This window comes from uncultured Amnibacterium sp. (genome assembly GCF_964245895.1).
Classification (GTDB): Bacteria; Actinomycetota; Actinomycetes; order Actinomycetales; family Microbacteriaceae; genus Amnibacterium.
The window spans coordinates 1-15115 of the sequence record NZ_CAXTOQ010000006.1; the positions used below are offsets into that span (position 1 = coordinate 1).

Here is a 15115-nt window from a genome sequence, read left to right on the forward strand (position 1 = left end):
ACGACGAGTCCCGGGTGCCGTTCTTCGTCGCCAACACCCTCGCGACCCCGTACCTGCTGCGGCCGCTCGAGCACGGCGCCGACGTCGTCGTCCACCCGACCACGAAGTTCCTCGCCGGGCACGGCACCGCCATCGGCGGGATCGTCGTCGACGGCGCGACCTTCGACTTCGGCGCCGAACCCGAGCGCTGGCCCGGGTTCCATACCCCGGAGGCCGGCCACCCGGTGGACGGCTACTGGACCCGGTTCGCGCCGATCGGACTCGCGTTCAGCCTGCGGCTGCGCACCACCGTGCTGCGGGACCTCGGGCCGGCCCCGTCGCCGTTCAACAGCTTCCTGCTGATCCAGGGGCTCGAGACCCTCAGCCTGCGCATCGAGCGGCAGGTCGCGAACGCCGAAGCCGTCGTGGCCCACCTCCAGCAGCACCCGCTCGTCGAGCGGGTGCACTACCCGACGCTGCCCGACGCGCCATCGGCAGCCGTCGCGAACCGGTACCTCACGAACGGCGGCGGAGCGATCGTGTCGTTCGACCTGCACGGCGGCGTCGACGCCGGCCGCCGGTTCGTCGACGCGGTCGAGCTGTTCAGCCACCTCGCGAACATCGGCGACGTCCGCAGCCTGATCATCCACCCCGCATCGACCACGCAGTCTGGCCAGTCCGAGGCCCAGCGGCTCGCCGCCGGCGTGGGACCAGGCCTCATCCGGCTCTCGATCGGCATCGAGGACGCCGCCGATCTGCTCCTCGACCTCGACCTCGGCTTCGCCGCCGTGTCGAGCGCGCTCCAGACCGAACGTCCCTGACCACCGCACACCACAGCAACCGGAAGACCATCATGCGAACCAAGAAGACCCTGCTCGCCGCGGGCATCGCCGCCGGCACCGCCATCGCGCTCGCGGCCTGCTCCAGCGGTCCGGGAACGAAGAGCACCAGCAGCACCGGCGCCGCGGACACCTCGGCGACCGTCGACGTCGGCCTGGTGCTCGAGCCGACCGACCTGAACATCCGCACGACGTCGGGCGTCGCGCTCGACCAGGTGCTGATCGACAACGTCTACCAGGGGCTCGTCGGCCTCGACCCCTCCGGAGTGATCCACGACGTGCTCGCGAAGTCCCACACCGTCTCCTCCGACGGTCTGACCTACGACTTCACGCTGAACCCAGGCACCACGTTCAGCAACGGCGACGCCCTCGACGGCGCGGACGTGGTGTGGTCGCTGAACCAGGTGAAGAACACGAAGACGGACGTCGGCAACCTCGACCTCGCCGCCGTGAAGTCGATCACGGCACCCTCCGCCGACGCCGTCAGGATCACGCTGGCGAAGCCGGACTCCGAGCTGCTGTACGCGCTCGCGGGTCGCGCCGGGCTGGTGCTCGACGAGAAGGCGACGAACGACCTGAAGACGACCGCGATCGGCAGTGGGCCCTACCTGCTGAAGTCGTGGAAGCAGGGCGACAGCATCACTCTTGCGCGGAACACGAAGTACTGGGGCACGAAGTCGAAGGTCGCCTCCGTCGTGTTCCACTACTACACGGACCGTTCGACGGCGGTGAACGCGGCGCTCGCCGGCGACCTGCAGGTGCTGACGGCCGTCGACCCGACCCTGAAGGTGAAGTTCGAGAACAACCAGGACTTCACCCTCACCAAGGGGAAGTCGACCGACAAGTTCACCCTCGTGTTCAACTCGAAGAAGGCCCCGCTCGATTCGCTGGCCGTACGCCGCGCGCTGCGGCAGGCGATCGACCCGAAGGCGATCATCGCTGCGGTCGGCGGCGACGGCGTCGCTCAGGGCGGCCCGATCCCGAACGGCGACCCCGGTTTCCAGGACCTGACGGCGGTGGACGCCTACGACCCGGCCGCCGCGAAGACCGCGCTGGCTTCGGCGGGCGTCGCGGGGAAGACCCTGACCCTGACCATCCCGAACTTCTACGGCACCGCGGTCACCGATGTGCTCACCAGCCAGTTCAAGGCAGCGGGAGTCACCCTGAAGGTCAACAGCGTCGACTTCACGACCTGGTTGAAGAACGTGTACACGAACAAGGACTACGAGCTGAGCATCGTCGACCACGCGGAGGCGCACGACTTCGCGAACTGGGTGACGCCCGGCTACTACTTCAACTACAGCAACCCGAAGGTGAACGCGCTCTACGCCCAGGCGACCGCTGCGCTCAGCCAGTCGGAAGCCGACGCGAAGCTCGCGGAAGCGGCGAAGCTCGTCGCCGACGACGCTCCCGCGGCGTGGCTGTACACCGGGGTGAACCAGACCGCGATCGCCAAGACCGTCACAGGTTTCCCGACCGACTTCACCAGCAACCGGCTGAACCTGCAGAACCTGCAGGCGACGAAGTAGGCACGTGCTCCGGTTCATCGCCACTCGTCTGCTGCTGCTGCTCGTCGGCCTGCTCGTCGCCGCCGCGCTGATCTTCGCGACACTCCGGATCCTCCCGGGCGACGTCGCGCAGGTCATCGGCGGAACGCGGGCGACGGCGGCGCAGATCGCGGAGATCCGGACCCAGCTGGGCCTGGACCGCCCGGTGCCGGTGCAGTTCGCGGACTGGATCGGCGGTCTGCTGCACCTGGACCTCGGCCGCTCGCTCGTCACCGGAACACCGGTGGCGAGCGAGCTCGGCCAGAAGCTGCAGGTCACCCTGCCCCTCGCCGGGCTCTCCCTGGTGTTCGGCCTCGGACTGGGCATCCCCCTCGGCGTCCTCTCGGCGACGCTGCACCGGCGGATCGGCGGCTTCCTCGTCGCCGCCGCCGCGCAGCTGGTCGCGGCGGTGCCCGTCGTGTTCGCGGGGGTGCTGCTGATCCTGCTGTTCGGCGTCTGGCTGCACGTGCTGCCCGTGCAGGGCTTCCCGCTCGACGGCTGGCAGGAGCCGGGGCGCGCGTTCGTCTCGCTGATCCTGCCCGCACTGACGCTGGGCATCGTCGAGGGAGCGGTCGTGCTGCGCTTCACGCGCTCGGCGACGCTGGAGGCGCTGGGCCAGGACCACGTGCGCACCGCGGCGGCGAAGGGCATGACCTTCACCCGGGCGCTCGTCACGCACGGGCTGCCGGGTGTGATGCTCTCCGTCGTGTCCGTGATCGGTCTCTCGGTCGCTGCGCTGCTGGTCGGCGCCGTGATCGTCGAGTCGCTCTTCCAGCTGCCGGGCGTCGGCCGCATGCTCGTGGTCGACGTCGGCAACCGCGACCTCGTGAAGGTGCAGAGCGAGCTGCTGGTGATCACCGGGATGATCCTGGTCATCGGGGTGCTCGTCGACCTGGCGCACCGGATGATCGACCCGAGGCAGCGGGAGCACGCATGAGCGGGGCGTGGGCGGGACAGCTGCTGCGGCGCCCCGCCGGCCTGTTCGGCACGATCGTGCTCGTCCTGCTGGTCTCCACCGCGATCGCGTCCTCGTTCTGGACGCCCCAGGACCCCTTCGCGACCGACCCGTTCCACCAGTGGCTGCCGCCCAGCCCCGCACATCCGTTCGGCACGGACGCGGTCGGCCGCGACCTGTTCAGCTACGTGCTCGCGGGATCGCGGACGACCGTGCTCGTCGCGCTCCTCGCATCCCTGGTGGCCGCCGTCGTCGGCATCGTGCTGGCCGCGCTCGGATCGCTCGGCCCGCGCTGGGTGCGGGAACCGGTCGCGGTGCTGATCGACATCCTGATCGCCTTCCCGGTGCTGCTCATCGCGATCATGCTGACCGCGGTGTTCGGGTCGTCGCTCGCCGAGGTCGTCGTCGCGGTCGGCATCGGCTTCGGTGTGAACATCGCCAGGGTCAGCCGCGGGGAGATCCGCCGGGTCGCCCGCACCGGCTACGTCCTCGCCGCCCGGGCCGCCGGCCTCGGCCCGGCGCGTACCCTGGTCGATCACGTGCTGCCGAACATCGGCCCGGTCTTCATCGTGCAGCTGTCGCTCGGAGCCGGTGTGGCCGTGCTCTCCGAGGCGGGCCTGTCCTTCCTCGGCTACGGCGCATCCCCCTCGACGCCCTCGTGGGGCCGCCTGCTCAGCGTCCTGCAGAACTACGTGACGGTCTACCCGCTCACCGCGCTCTGGCCGGGCCTCGCGATCACCGTCACCGTGCTCGCGTTCAACCTGTTCGGTGACGCCCTCCGCGAGGCGACGGATCCGCGGCTGAGGTCGAGCACGCGGCGGCGGCGGGAGCTCGTCCGATGACGCTCACCGTGACCGACCTCACGATCCGGTTCGGCGACCGCACCGTCGTCGACCGCGTCTCCTTCACCGTCGCCGACGGCGCCCGGTTCGGCATCATCGGCGAATCCGGCAGCGGCAAGTCGCTCACCACCCTCGCGATCCTCGGCCTGCTGCCGGAGGCCGCGGAGGCGACCGGCAGCATCGACCTCGACGGCGTCCAGCTGCTCGGGCTGCGGGAGCGGGAGCTCGCCCGCCTCCGCGGTCGCCGGGTCGGCGTCGTCTTCCAGGATCCGCAGACGGCGCTGAACCCGCTGCGCACGATCGGCAGGCAGCTCGCCGAGCCGCTGCTGCTCCACCGGCTCATCGCCCGTCGGCAGGCGCGGGCGGAGGCGATCCGCCTCGCCGACCTGGTGCGGCTGCCCGAGCCGGACCGCATCGTCCACCTCTACCCGCACCAGCTCTCCGGCGGCCAGCGGCAGCGCGTCGCGATCGGGATCGCGCTCGCCGCCTCGCCGGGGCTGCTGCTGGCGGACGAGCCGACCACCGCGCTGGACGTGACCATCCAGTCGGAGGTCCTCGACCTCTTCGACCGGCTGGTCGCGGTCACCGGGGCGTCCCTCGTCTTCGTCACCCACGACCTCGCAGTCCTCGCGCGGATCAGCACCGAGGTGCTCGTGCTGTCGCAGGGGCGCGCGATCGAGTCGGGCCCGGTCGCGCGGATCCTCGCCGAGCCTCGGGAGGCGGTCACGGCCGGGCTGGTCGCCGCTGCCCGCGCGACGAGCTTCACCACCCGGGAGGGGGCCGCATGACCCTCGTCACCGCCACCGACGTAGTCCGCGACTACCGCCTGCCTCGACGCACCCTGTTCTCGGCGGGGGAGGTGCGCCATGCCGTCCGCGGCGTGAGCCTCGACGTCGAGGCGGGGGAGACCGCCGCCATCATCGGCGAGTCCGGGTCGGGCAAGTCGACCCTCGCGCGCCTCCTGCTCGGCCTCGACGCCCCGACCTCCGGCACAGTGACGTTCGACGGACGACCCGTCGTCCCCGGGCCAGCGGCGGCCACCAGGTGGCTCCGCCGCGACACCGGCGTCGTCTTCCAGGACCCCTACTCGTCACTCGACCCGCGGATGACCGTGGGCCGCACCGTGGCGGAACCGCTCCGCGCCCTCGACATCCCCGGGAATCGTCGCGCGCTCGTCGCGACCGCGCTCGCCGACGTCGGCCTCGAACCCGAGCTGGCGGAGCGGTACCCCCATGAGCTCTCGGGAGGCCAGCGGCAGCGCGTCGCGCTCGCCCGCGCGATCATCCACCGTCCGCGGCTGCTCGTCGGCGACGAACCCCTCAGCGCGCTCGACGTGACGGTCCGCGCGCAGATCCTCGACCTCCTCCGCCGCCTCCACCGCGACCTCGGCCTGACGCTCGTGCTCGTCTCCCACGACCTCGGCCTGGTGCAGCACTTCGCCCAGCGGGTGGTCGTCATGCGCGGCGGCGAGATCGTCGAGGCCGGCGACACCGCCGTCGTGCTCGGCGCACCCGGCCACCCGTACACCCGCGAGCTGCTCGCTGCCGTGCCGCGGCTCCCCGGAGAGGACCACCGGTGACCGACGACCGACCGTTCCACCTCGGGTTCCTCACCCACCTCGCGCCGCAGCTGCCGCCGCGCGAGCTGCTCACCGCCGGCATCGACCTGTTCGTCGCCGCCGAGGAGCTCGGGTTCGACAGCGGCTGGGTCGCGCAGCACCACCTCGGCCCGCTCGAGGGCACCCTCCCGTCCCCGTTCGTGCTCCTGGGCGCGGTCGCCGCCCGCACCAGCCGGATCCGGCTCGGCACCGCGATCGTGAACCTCGCGCTCGACGACCCGATCCGCGTCGCCGAGGACGCCGCGGTCCTCGACGCGATCTCGGGTGGTCGCGTCGAGCTCGGGATCGGCAGCGGCAACCCCGAACCGGGGGTGTTCGCGGCGTTCGGGAAGGACGTCGCCGCGCGTCGCGACCTCTTCACGACCGGCTCCGCGCGGCTGCGCGCGGCGCTGCAGGGTGAGGACCTCGGCGGCGGCCTCACCCTCCGCCCCGCCGCACCCGGCCTCGCCGGCCGGATCTGGGACTCCCCGCTCGACCCCGACCGGGTCCGGACCGCCGGGGCTGCCGGCGACGGGGTCCTGCTCGGCATCGGGCCCGCGTCGAGCGCCCAGCTCGACCTCGCCCGGGCCTACCGGGCGGCAGGAGGCGACCGGCTCGCGGTCGTGCACAGCGCCTTCTTCGGCGCCGACCGGGACCAGGTCGCCGACCGGCTCTGGCCGATCGTCTCCGAGCAGTCGCTGGCCTACTACCAGCACGCCGGCTGGGTGGGAGTCGACCCCGCGCCCGCGGAGCTGCTCGCGGCCATGAACGTGCACCACGGCACCGTGGACGACGTCGTCGCGTCGATCGCCCGCGAACCGGTCATCGACCTCGCGTCCGACCTGGTGCTCGCGCTCGAGGTCCGCACCTCCACCCCCGCCGAGGCGCTCGCCGCGCTCGAGACCATCGCCTCCGAGGTCGCACCGCGACTCGGCTGGCACCCCGCAGCCGCCCCCGCGGTCACGCGCTGACCCCGCCGACGAACGAGGAACGCACCATGCCACGACCCGACACCCTGCAGCTCGGCGCCCTGCTCCACGGCTCCGGCGGCCACATCGCCGGATGGCGGTACCCCGGCGCCCACGCCGCGGGCGAGCTCGACTTCCCCTTCACCGCCCGCCTCGCCAAGACGCTCGAGGACGGCGGGTTCAGCGCGATCTTCATCGCCGACGTCGTCGCCGTCTGGGGGCACCAGCTCGACTCGCTGCACCGCACCGCTCGCGCGGACTTCTTCGAGCCCTTCACCCTCCTTTCCGCGCTGTCCAGCGTCACCGACCGCATCGGCCTCGTCGCCACGGCCACCACCTCGTACAACGAGCCGTACACCGTCGCCAGGAAGCTCGCCTCCCTCGACCACCTCTCGCACGGCCGCGCCGGATGGAACGTCGTCACCAGCGTCGTGCCGCTCGAGGCCGCGAACTTCGGCCGCGACGCCCACTACGGCCACGAGGAGCGGTACGTGCGCGCGGCCGAGTTCGTCGACGTCGTCGAAGGGCTCTGGGACAGCTACGCGGATGACGCCGTCATCCGCGACAAGACCTCCGGCATCTACTTCGACCGCGCCGGCAGACGGGCGCTCGACCACGACGGCGCCCACTTCAAGGTCGCCGGCCCGCTCAACATCGCCCGCCCGCCGCAGGGCTGGCCCGTGATCTTCCAGGCCGGCGCGTCGGAGACCGGTCGCGCGTTCGCCGCGCGCTACGGCGAGGTGATCTTCACCGCCCCGCGGACGCTCCTGGACGCCCGGGACTACCGCACCGCGCTCGATGCGCAGATCAGGGCGTCCGGCCGGGACCCCGGCGACGTGCGGGTCTGGCCGTTGCTGAGCCCCATCGTCGCCGACACCGACGCGGAGGCGCAGGAGGCACTCGCGACCCTCGGCTCCCTCGTGCACGAGGACGTCCTCCGGCGCATCGTGCAGGACAACTTCGGCGACGAGGACTTCTCCGACCTGGACCTCGACGAACCGCTGCCGGACTTCGGAGCTGACACCGACCGCTCGCAGAGCCGTCGCGCCGGCATCCTCGCGCTTGCGAGGGAGGAGGGGCTCACGCTGCGGCAGCTCGGCGTGCGGTTCGCCGCCGCGAACGCCGTCGCCGGCTCGCCCGCGACGATCGCGGACCGGCTCGTCGACTGGCACGCCTCCGGCGCCGTCGACGGGTTCAACGTGTCCTTCCCGTACCTCCCGCAGACCGCCGACCGGTTCGTCGGCGAGGTGCTGCCGCTGCTCGCGGAACGCGGGGTCTTCCGCCCGCCCGCCCCCGGCACGCTGCGCGAGCAGCTCGGACTGCCCCGCCCGGCACGGACGGCGGTGCCCGCATGACCCGGCAGGTCCACCTGAACGCCATGTTCCACACCGCGGGGGAGCACCTCGTCGGCTGGCGCCACCCCAGCAGCCCCGCCGATCCCAGCCTCGACCTCGCCTACGCGACGCGGCTCGTGCAGCGGGCGGAGGCGGCCCGGTTCGATGCGCTGTTCCTGGCCGACCTCACCGGCATCCCGGACTCCAAACCGTCGGTGCTGGAGCGGGTCGCGGTGACGAACGACTCGTTCGAGCCCATCACCCTGCTCGCCGCCCTCGCCGCGGTCACCAGCCGGATCGGGCTCGTCGCCACCGCCTCCAGCTCGTACAACGAGCCGTACACCGTCGCCCGCGCCTTCGCGTCCCTCGACCACATCTCCGGCGGGCGCGCCGGCTGGAACCTCGTGACCTCCCTGAACGACAGCGAGGCCCGCAACTTCGGCTACGACACCCACCTGCTGCACGCCGACCGGTACCGGCGGGCGGAGGAGTTCTACGACGTCGTCGAGGGGCTGTGGGACAGCTTCGACGACGACGCGTTCGTGCACGACGCGGCGAGCGGTCGGTACTTCGACCCCGAGCGCATCCACCGCCTCGACCACCGAGGCGAACGGTTCCGCGTCGCCGGACCGTTGAACGTCCCGCGCCCGCCGCAGGGCCGCCCCGTCATCGCGCAGGCAGGCGCCTCCGAGCCGGGCCGCGCGCTCGCCGCCCGCATCGGCGAGATCGTCTTCATCGCGGGCGGCGGCCTCGAGGGATCCCGCGAGCAGTACGCGGACCTCAAGGCGCGGGCGGCTGCGCTCGGGCGCGACCCGGACGGGCTCCTCGTCCTCCCGGCGCTGTCGCCGATCGTCGCGCCCACGCGGGCGGAGGCGGAGGACCGCTTCGCCGAGCTGGAGGCGCTGCTCGACCCGGTGGTCGCGCTGGGCGATCTCGAGTACTGGCTCGGCGGCGTCGATCTGACCCGCTACGACCTCGACGGACCGCTGCCCGAGCTGCCGCCGTCGAACAAGAGCGTGAGCACCGCCGAGCGGATCTACACCGAGGCGCGCGCATCCGGGCTCAGCATCCGGCAGTTCGCGAAGGCCTCGAGCGCCACGAACGACCGGTACACGATCGGCACCCCGACGGACATCGCGGACCACATCGAGGAGTGGTCGACCACCGGCGCGGCCGACGGGTTCAACGTGGTCTTCGCGCAGCTGCCGGACACCCTCGACGCCTTCGCCGACCTCGTGATCCCCGAGCTGCAGCGGCGCGGCCTGTTCCGCACCGAGTACGAGGGCACCACCCTGCGCGAGCACCTCGGACTCGCCCGGCCGGCGAGTCGGTGGGCAGCGTGACGGCGTGCTTCGCGGATCCGCAATTCCTGCTCGACACGCCGCGCCCGGGTCCGGAATCGCGGCGTGTCGCCGAAGAACTGCGGATCCGCGAGAGGTGAAGCCGTGACCAGGAAGCTGCACCTCACCGGGTTCGTGAAGCCGGCGGGGGAGTACCCCGCCGGCTGGCGGCACCCCGACTCGCCCCCGGCGGCCGGCACCGACATCCGGTTCCTCGCGGAGCAGGTCCGCCGGCTGGAGGCGGCGACGTTCGACGCGGTCTTCCTGCCCGACCTCACCGGCGTGCCCGACGTGAAGCCCGACGTGCTCGAGCGCCTCGCCGTCGTCAACGACGCATTCGAGCCGCTCACCGCGCTCTCGGCCCTCGCGCCGCTGACGGAGCGGATCGGCCTGCTCGGCACCGTCTCCACCAGCTACTCGCAGCCCTACACGGTGGCGAGGGCGCTCGCCTCCCTGGACCACCTGTCGGGCGGTCGTGCCGGCTGGAACGTCGTCACCTCGCTGAACGACGCGGAGGCGCGCAACTTCGGCGCCGATGCGCACCTCGCCCACGCCGACCGGTACCGACGGGCGGAGGAGTTCTTCGACGTCGTCGCCGGCCTGTGGGACTCGTTCGACGACGACGCCGTCACGCGCGACGTCGAGTCGGGCCGGTACTTCGACCCCGACGGCCTCCACCGGCTCGACCACGACGGCGAGTTCTTCCGCGTCGCGGGTCCGCTGAACATCCGGCGCCCGATCCAGGGACGGCCGGTCATCGCGCAGGCCGGGTCGTCCGGCGCCGGCCAGGCGCTCGCGGCGCGGATCGCGGACCTCGTCTTCACGCGGGCCCTGCCGGTGGAGGACGCCCTGCCGCACGCGCGGGCGATCAAGGCGCAGGCCGCGGCGCTCGGACGGGACCCGGATCACGTGCTCGTGCTGCCGGAGCTCGCGACCGTCGTCGCGCCGACCCGCGCGGAGGCCGAGGACCGGTTCGCCGAGGTCCGCGACCTCCTCCACCCGAGCGTCGCCCTCGCCGACGTCGAGTACTGGACCGGGACGCGGCTCGCGCACCTGCCGCTCGACAGCCCGCTGCCGCCGCCGGCCGACTCGAACGCGAGCCGGGGCGCGCAGGCGGAGATCTACCGCCAGGCGGTCCGCGACGGCCTCACCGTCGGCGACCTCGCGCGGGAGGTGGCCGAGGGCGACGGCGCCGTCATCGGCAGCCCGACCGACGTCGCGGACCACATCGAGCAGCTGTTCACCGCCGGCGCCGCGGACGGGTTCACCGTCTCCTTCCCGTGGCTGCCGACGACCCTGACCGCCTTCACGCAGCTGGTCGTCCCCGAGCTGCGCCGCCGGGGGCTGTTCCGCACCGACTACGAGGGGACGACGCTGCGTGAGCACCTCGGACTCGGCCGACCCGCCGCTCGCTGACCGCGCTGCCGGGCTCGACTGGCGCCTCGGCGGCCAGTCGGGCATCCGCATCGGCCCGACCAACACCATCGCGGACGTACCCGGCATCCGGGTCGGTCACGCCTCCCGCGTCGGCGACGGCTGGCTCACCGGCGTGACCGTCGTGGTCGCCGAGGGCGGCGCCGTCGCCGCGGCCGACGTCCGCGGAGGCGGGGCGGCGACGCGGGAGACCGCCGCCCTCGAACCCACCGGCGTCGTCGACCGGATCGACGCCGTCGCCCTGTCCGGGGGCAGCGCGTACGGGCTCGAGTCCGCCTCGGGCGTCCTGTCCGCGCTGCAGGAGCGGGGGCTCGGCTTCCGCGTCGGCCGGTCGCGGCACGAGGTCGTTCCCGTCGTGCCGGGAGCGAGCGTCTTCGACCTCGGTCGCGGCGGCTCCTTCCGCAACCATCCGGGTCCGCCGCTCGGCCGCCTCGCCGCGGAGACCGCGTTCGGGCAGCGGCACGGTTCCGCGGCGGAGCAGGGCAGCATCGGCGCGGGCACCGGGGCCATCACCGGCGACATGCGCGGCGGCGTCGGCAGCGCCAGCGCCGTCCTGCCCGGTGGGGTGACCGTGGCGGCGCTGGTCGTGGTCAACGCGGACGGCACCACCCTCGACCCGCGCAGCGGCGCACCCTGGGGACTGTTCGCCGAGCTCCGCCGCGCCGACGGCCGAGGCGAGTTCGGCATCCGCCCGCCGACCGCCAGGGAGCACGCCCGCGCGCTCGACCGGCTCACGGCGGAGTCCGCCGGGCGACCCGCGCTGCGCCCGCTGAACACCACCCTCGTGGTCGTCGCGACGGACGCCGACCTCGACAAGGCGCGGCTCGGCCGTCTCGCGGGGACCGGCCACGACGGGATGACCCGCGCGATCCGTCCGGTCCACACGCTCGGTGACGGCGACGTCGTCTTCGCCCTCGCGACCGGTCGCCGCGGTCTCCCGCCCGCCGCCGCAGGCGTGCTGCCGGAGCACCGGCACGCCGATGCCGTCAACCAGGTGCTGTCCGCCGGCGCCGACGTCGTCACCCGGGCGATCGTGCACGCCGTGCTGGCCGCGACCACCATCACGACCCCGGCGGGCACCGTCCCCTCCTACCGCGACCTCTACGCGTCGTGAGCCCCGATCGTCCGGCACCGGACCATGACGATGCGTTGCCCCACGTGACGTCATGAACGGATCAGCGGGGAACGGCGAACGTAGGGTCCGGGCATGAGCCTCACCTCGGCCGACCCGATCCACCAGCGAACCGTCGAGCTGGCCCGCGAGCAGCGGCTCGTCGAGGCGACCGGCCCGCGCGGGGCCGCCTCCTTCGTCTGGGGCGACTTCGTCACGGCACCGGGCACGACCGTCGCCGGCGCCGCGGGCCGCTGGTCGCCGCCCGCGGACGGCCGAGCCGGACTCGTCGTCGAGGCGACCGCCGGCGAGGGCGTGCGGATCGGCGGGCAGCTCGTCGACGGCACCGCGGTCCTCTTCCTTCACCCCGAGGACGGCGAGACCGCCGCGCAGTTCGCCGACGGCGCCGAAGGCGTCCTCTTCAGCTACGACCAGGCGAGCTTCGCGCTCCAGGTCTGGAACCCGGCCATCGCCGCCGACCGCGGCTTCGCCGGCATCGCCGCCTACCCCGTCGACCCCTCCTGGGTTGCCCCCGCAGCGATCGCCCCGGTCGCGCCCGGCAGGACCGTCGTGATCGCGCACCACCGCGACCCCCGACCGGTCGAGGTGCCGGTGGTCGCCGAGGCGCGGTTCCATCGCGACGGCGCCCCGCACCGGCTCGTCGCGTCCGCCGGCCTCGAGCCCGGCGAGCTGCTCCTCCACTTCACCGACGCCACGACCGGCGGCGAGACGTCCGGATCCGGTCGCGTCCTCCGCATCGCGGAGGACGCGACGGTCCTCGACTTCAACCTCGCCGGGCTGCTGCCCTGCTCCTTCAGCCCCGCCTGGAACTGCCCGCTGCCGCCGGCCGAGAACCGGCTGCCCGTCCCGGTCCGTGCCGGCGAGCGCACCGTCGTCGACGCGAACGGGGAGACGATCGAATGAGCCTCGACCTCGGCTTCCTCGTGTTCCTCGACCACCGGCGCCCGGACGGGGCGAGGCAGGCGCTGCGCGACGGCATCCGCCTCTTCGAGCACGCGGAGCGGCTCGGCTACGACAGCGGCTGGGTCCGCGTGCACCACGGCGCCGCCGATCTGACCGCGCCGTTCCCGTTCCTCGCCGCCGCCGCGCAGCACACCTCCCGCATCCGGCTCGGCACCGCCGTGATCCCGATCGGGTACGAGGACCCGGTCCGCTGGGTCGAGAACGCCGCGACCACCGACCTGCTCGCCGACGGCCGGCTCGAGCTCGGGCTCAGCTCCGGCGTCCCGGCGCTCGACGACCTCGGCCCGGCCGAGCGGCGCGTCCTGGTGGAGCAGAAGCTGACGGGGGTGCTCGACGCGTTCGATGCGGCCGAGCGGCGGGCCGCCGAGCTGTCCGCCCCGGAGGAGGGCGCGCCCGCCCCGAACGGGCCGGTGACCGCCTTCCGCGGCGACATCGCCTCGCCCGTCAGCCCCGGCCTGGTGCATCGCCTGTGGTACGGCGCCGGCAGCACCGCCAGCGCGATCCGCGCCGCGGAGCGCGGCCTGCACCTGGTGCTCTCGACGATCCACGGGGAGCGCACCGGCCCGACCCTCGGCCACACGCAGGCGTCGCTGATCCGCGCCTACCGGGACGCGTTCGCCGAGCACCACCCCGAGCGCACGCCACGGGTCGCGATCGGCCGCTCGATCCTGCCGATCGTCGACGCGGCGGACCGCGAGCGGTTCGGCGGGTTCAAGGACTTCTACGACCGGCTCGTCACCGCGGACGGGCGCTACACCGACGGGTCCGGGTTCGCGGGGCAGGCGAGCCCGCTCCACTCGGGCGAACCGGCGGCGATCATCGACGCGCTGCTCGAGGACCCGAGCCTCGAGCTGGCCGACGAGCTCGTCCTCACCCCCATCAGCGAGCTCGACCTCGCGGCCAAGAAGCACGTGTTCGCGAGCGTCGCCGAGCACGTGGCCGAGCCGCTCCGCCGGCACGCAGCACAGAGAGCGATCCCCGCGTGACCGAACCCGCCGTCCACGTCCTGTCCGAGAACGAGGAGTGGCTGCCGCCCTTCCGCGCCGCGTTCGCCGCCGAGGGCGTGCCGCTCGTCGAGGTGTCCCTCACCGACGGGACCATCGATCTGGACGCGCCGCCACCGCCCGGCGTCTGGTGGTCGCGGCTGAGCGCCTCCGCGCACACCCGCGACCACGCGACCGCCAAGGAGACGGCCCGCTCGCTGCTCTCCTGGGCGGAGGGCTGGGGCGCCCGGACGGTGAACGGCTCCGCCGTGGTCGAGCTGGAGGTGAGCAAGGTGCGGCAGCACGCCGCGCTGCGCGCCGCCGGGTTCGACGTGCCGAGGACCGTCGCGGTCTTCGGGCAGGACGGCCTCGCGGCGGCGGCACGCCGGTTCGAGCCGCCGTTCATCACGAAGCACAACCAGGGCGGGAAGGGGCTCGGCGTCCGGCGGTTCGACGACCACGAGGCGTTCGACGCCTACATCGCGTCGCCGCTCTTCGAGGAGCCCGCCGACGGCGTGACGCTGCTGCAGGAGCTGCTCGTCGCCGCCGAGCCGTTCGTCACCCGCGCCGAGTACGTCGGGGGCCGGTTCGTCTACGCCGTCCGCGTCGACACGTCGACCGGCAGCTTCGAGCTGTGCCCGGCGGACGCCTGCGTGATCGACCCGTGGACCGGCCTCGAGATCCCGGCGTTCGCGCTGCGGGAGGGGCTGGAGGGCGACCCGCTGATCGCGGCGCACGAGCGGTTCCTCCGGGACCAGGGCATCGAGATCGCGGGCATCGAGTTCATCGAGACCGCGGACGGCCGCCGGGTCACGTACGACGTGAACACGAACACGAACTACAACCCCGCCGTCGAGCAGGCCGCCGAGGTCCCGGCTGCGCGCGTCGTCGCCCGCTTCCTCGGCGGCCTGCTCGAGGACTCGGCGACGGCGCTCCCGGCAGCAGCGCGCCCAGGACGCTGACAAGCCGGTCTCAGCCCCGTCTGCGCCGCGAAGCCCTGCGGATCTCGATCGGCACCCGCCTGCCGTCCTCCAGCACGCCTCCGAGCAGCTCGGAGTTCGGATCGGGCAGCGGCCGGGCCTGCCGTCCCGCACGGATCACGAGGTCGACGAGGTCCCTGCCGGTCGGACGCTCCTCGAGCACCCGCTCCAGCTCCTCCTGCAGCCGCTGCCGGTCGCGGAGCGAGGTCGTCGTCATCGAGG

General features: G+C 73.3%; 15 protein-coding genes. 14 read left to right on the top strand and 1 reads right to left on the bottom strand.

The window, feature by feature from the left end; translation table 11 throughout:
• The 14 genes from ACFE60_RS01900 to ACFE60_RS01965 all read left to right on the top strand — a co-directional run.
• On the top strand, positions 1 to 800 hold an 800-nt coding region (locus ACFE60_RS01900; RefSeq protein WP_375387144.1), incomplete at its 5' end, for a PLP-dependent transferase.
• A gap of 32 nt (positions 801 to 832) precedes the next feature.
• Positions 833 to 2347, top strand: coding sequence for an ABC transporter substrate-binding protein (locus ACFE60_RS01905; protein ID WP_375387145.1), 1515 nt, complete (start codon positions 833 to 835; stop codon positions 2345 to 2347).
• A 4-nt stretch (positions 2348 to 2351) separates the two neighbouring features.
• Positions 2352 to 3302: an ABC transporter permease gene (locus tag ACFE60_RS01910; RefSeq protein WP_375387146.1), complete on the top strand. Its 951-nt coding sequence runs from the start codon at positions 2352 to 2354 to the stop codon at positions 3300 to 3302.
• Positions 3299 to 4162 (top strand): ABC transporter permease, encoded by an 864-nt coding sequence (locus ACFE60_RS01915; protein ID WP_375387147.1) that lies wholly within the window; start codon positions 3299 to 3301, stop codon positions 4160 to 4162. Before ACFE60_RS01910 ends, ACFE60_RS01915 begins: the two co-directional genes overlap by 4 nt.
• Positions 4159 to 4950, top strand: coding sequence for an ABC transporter ATP-binding protein (locus ACFE60_RS01920; RefSeq protein WP_375387148.1), 792 nt, complete (start codon positions 4159 to 4161; stop codon positions 4948 to 4950). The genes ACFE60_RS01915 and ACFE60_RS01920 overlap by 4 nt, the downstream gene beginning before the upstream one ends.
• Positions 4947 to 5741 (top strand): ABC transporter ATP-binding protein, encoded by a 795-nt coding sequence (locus ACFE60_RS01925; RefSeq protein WP_375387149.1) that lies wholly within the window; start codon positions 4947 to 4949, stop codon positions 5739 to 5741. The genes ACFE60_RS01920 and ACFE60_RS01925 overlap by 4 nt, the downstream gene beginning before the upstream one ends.
• Complete coding sequence (locus ACFE60_RS01930) at positions 5738 to 6730, top strand: LLM class flavin-dependent oxidoreductase (protein ID WP_375387150.1); 993 nt, start codon at positions 5738 to 5740, stop codon at positions 6728 to 6730. The genes ACFE60_RS01925 and ACFE60_RS01930 overlap by 4 nt, the downstream gene beginning before the upstream one ends.
• A gap of 26 nt (positions 6731 to 6756) precedes the next feature.
• Complete coding sequence (locus tag ACFE60_RS01935) at positions 6757 to 8082, top strand: LLM class flavin-dependent oxidoreductase (RefSeq protein WP_375387151.1); 1326 nt, start codon at positions 6757 to 6759, stop codon at positions 8080 to 8082.
• Entirely contained in the window at positions 8079 to 9404 is a 1326-nt protein-coding gene (locus ACFE60_RS01940; protein ID WP_375387152.1) for an LLM class flavin-dependent oxidoreductase, read from the top strand. Before ACFE60_RS01935 ends, ACFE60_RS01940 begins: the two co-directional genes overlap by 4 nt.
• 102 nt (positions 9405 to 9506) lie before the next feature.
• The gene (locus ACFE60_RS01945) at positions 9507 to 10817 is read left to right on the top strand and encodes an LLM class flavin-dependent oxidoreductase (protein WP_375387153.1); all 1311 of its coding nucleotides are present in this window, start codon (positions 9507 to 9509) and stop codon (positions 10815 to 10817) included.
• A complete protein-coding gene (locus tag ACFE60_RS01950; protein ID WP_375387154.1) occupies positions 10780 to 11949 on the top strand; it encodes a P1 family peptidase in 1170 nt (389 codons plus the stop codon). The genes ACFE60_RS01945 and ACFE60_RS01950 overlap by 38 nt, the downstream gene beginning before the upstream one ends.
• 93 nt (positions 11950 to 12042) lie before the next feature.
• Positions 12043 to 12870 (top strand): DUF1684 domain-containing protein, encoded by an 828-nt coding sequence (locus ACFE60_RS01955; RefSeq protein ID WP_375387155.1) that lies wholly within the window; start codon positions 12043 to 12045, stop codon positions 12868 to 12870.
• A complete protein-coding gene (locus tag ACFE60_RS01960; protein ID WP_375387156.1) occupies positions 12867 to 13916 on the top strand; it encodes an LLM class flavin-dependent oxidoreductase in 1050 nt (349 codons plus the stop codon). The genes ACFE60_RS01955 and ACFE60_RS01960 overlap by 4 nt, the downstream gene beginning before the upstream one ends.
• The gene (locus ACFE60_RS01965; protein WP_375387157.1) at positions 13913 to 14875 is read left to right on the top strand and encodes a RimK family alpha-L-glutamate ligase; all 963 of its coding nucleotides are present in this window, start codon (positions 13913 to 13915) and stop codon (positions 14873 to 14875) included. The genes ACFE60_RS01960 and ACFE60_RS01965 overlap by 4 nt, the downstream gene beginning before the upstream one ends.
• Positions 14876 to 14885: 10 nt before the next feature.
• Here the strand turns inward: ACFE60_RS01965 and ACFE60_RS01970 are convergent, their stop codons facing one another.
• Positions 14886 to 15110: a hypothetical protein gene (locus tag ACFE60_RS01970; protein WP_375387158.1), complete on the bottom strand. Its 225-nt coding sequence runs from the start codon at positions 15108 to 15110 to the stop codon at positions 14886 to 14888.
• Between the last annotated feature and the right edge of the window lie 5 nt (positions 15111 to 15115).

Excerpts from the sequence above, each read along its gene's own strand:
- ACFE60_RS01920 (WP_375387148.1), top strand. The coding sequence starts at position 4,159 with ATGACGCTCACCGTGACCGACCTCACGATCCGGTTCGGCGACCGCACC.
- ACFE60_RS01970 (WP_375387158.1), bottom strand. The coding sequence starts at position 15,110 with ATGACGACGACCTCGCTCCGCGACCGGCAGCGGCTGCAGGAGGAGCTG.
- ACFE60_RS01940 (WP_375387152.1), top strand. The coding sequence starts at position 8,079 with ATGACCCGGCAGGTCCACCTGAACGCCATGTTCCACACCGCGGGGGAG.
- ACFE60_RS01960 (WP_375387156.1), top strand. The coding sequence starts at position 12,867 with ATGAGCCTCGACCTCGGCTTCCTCGTGTTCCTCGACCACCGGCGCCCG.
- ACFE60_RS01925 (WP_375387149.1), top strand. The coding sequence starts at position 4,947 with ATGACCCTCGTCACCGCCACCGACGTAGTCCGCGACTACCGCCTGCCT.
- ACFE60_RS01905 (WP_375387145.1), top strand. The coding sequence starts at position 833 with ATGCGAACCAAGAAGACCCTGCTCGCCGCGGGCATCGCCGCCGGCACC.
- ACFE60_RS01935 (WP_375387151.1), top strand. The coding sequence starts at position 6,757 with ATGCCACGACCCGACACCCTGCAGCTCGGCGCCCTGCTCCACGGCTCC.
- ACFE60_RS01955 (WP_375387155.1), top strand. The coding sequence starts at position 12,043 with ATGAGCCTCACCTCGGCCGACCCGATCCACCAGCGAACCGTCGAGCTG.
- ACFE60_RS01915 (WP_375387147.1), top strand. The coding sequence starts at position 3,299 with ATGAGCGGGGCGTGGGCGGGACAGCTGCTGCGGCGCCCCGCCGGCCTG.